We start from the raw sequence: 1,639 nt of genomic DNA on the forward strand, positions 1-1,639 counted from the left end.
CCGCCGCTGCGGCTGCCGTCGTTGACGTTCTTCTTGCGGGTCCCGCCCTCGCCCAGGGCGTCGATGAAGCCGGCGTATTCGGTGTGGTAGCCGACCGCGCGCAGGGCGACCTTGTCGGAGACCGGGATGTTGACCGCGCCCTTGGCGTAGCCGCCGACGTCGCCGCCCTTGAGCACGTTGACGTTGCCCTCGACCACGCCCTCATAGACGCCGATCTTGGGCTGGTTGGTGATGTAGCGGATGGTGCCGCCCACCGAGCCCGAACCGAACAGCGTGCCCTGCGGGCCGCGCAGCGTCTCGACCCGGTTGAGGTCGAACAGGTCGACGTCGGGGGTGAACAGCGACAGCGAGATCACCGACTCGTCGAGATAGACCCCGACCTGCTCCTTGACCCCCGGCTGGTCGCGGACCACCTGGCCGGCCGACACGCCGCGGATCGACACCTGGCTCTGGCCCGGGCCGAGGTTCTGGATCGAAAGGCCCGCCACGTTGCGCGACAGGTCCTCCAGGGTCACCGCGCCGGACTTCTGGATATCGGCCTGGGTCTGGGCGTTGATCGAGAACGGGATGTCCTGGATCGTGGCGTCCCGCTTGGTGGCGGTGACGATGATCTCCTCGACGGCGCTGGTGTCTTGCGCCGCCGCGAAGGTCGGCAAGGCGACGAGCGTCGCCAGCGAGGTCGCGGCCAGCAGCGCGTGACGCGCATGCGGCCGGTCTTTGAGACTGCGCATGGATAGTCCTCCCAGATTTATTTTAACGGTTCCGAAGGTCGAGCTTCAGACCGCAACCAGAGCGTTCTTGCCGGAACCGGCGAAAGTCAACGCCGATTGAAGTACCTGAACGACGATCAGCCTGGCCTTGAGTCCGCTTTGCATCACCTGTGGCGAAGATGCGGGTGGTCTTGGCGACGCCTCCTGAAGCTTGACCATTGTCCGGGTGTTTTTCGCGCGCGATCGGATTTCCACGCGCGCCCCGTCGCGGGCGCTTTGCGCCGCTTTACGTTCGCGTGACCTTTCGCTCGCGGAAATCCGAGTCTAGGGTGGCCGCAAATTCAAACTAACGTTTAACGGGGAGTGCGCCCAATGCGCGAAGCGGTCATCGTCTCTTACGCTCGTACCGGTCTGGCCAAGTCCAACCGCGGCGGCTTCAACAACACCCACGGCGCGGCCATGGCCGGCCACGCCATCCAGCACGCCGTGTCGCGCGCCGGCCTCGACGGCGGCGAAGTGGAAGACGTGGCCCTGGGCTGCGGCGGTCCCGAAGGCGCCACCGGCATGAACGTCGCCCGCAACGCCGCCATCTGGGCCGGCCTGCCGGTCACCACCTCGGGCCAGACCATCAACCGCTTCTGCTCGTCGGGCCTGCAAGCCATCGCCACGGCCGCCAACTACGTGCGCAACGACGGCGCCAATGTCGCCATCGGCGGCGGCGTGGAATCGATCTCGCTGGTGCAGGGCGGCGGCCACATGAACCGCTTCCACATCACCGAAGAAAAGCTGATGCGCGAGAAGCCGGCGCTGTGGATGGCGATGATCGACACCGCCGATATCGTCGCCAAGCGCTACAACATCGCCCGCGACTACCAGGACGAATACGCCCTGCGCAGCCAGCAGCGGATCGCGGCGGCGCAGGCCGCCGG

The 1,639-nt window shown here is 66.6% G+C and carries 1 protein-coding gene and 1 pseudogene; one reads left to right on the forward strand and one right to left on the reverse strand.

The genetic code is table 11. The features are described from left to right. Window positions 1-731: TonB-dependent receptor plug domain-containing protein (locus tag PMI01_RS06445; RefSeq protein ID WP_007665804.1), on the reverse strand; the 731-nt coding region annotated here is incomplete at its 3' end. Window positions 732-1,082: 351 nt separating this feature from the next. On the opposite strand from PMI01_RS06445, the pseudogene PMI01_RS06450 reads away from it, so the two are divergent. Beyond that, window positions 1,083-1,639, forward strand: a pseudogene (locus tag PMI01_RS06450) (acetyl-CoA C-acyltransferase); the annotation flags it as partial.

It is taken from the genome of Caulobacter sp. AP07, assembly GCF_000281955.1.
Classification (GTDB): Bacteria; Pseudomonadota; Alphaproteobacteria; order Caulobacterales; family Caulobacteraceae; genus Caulobacter.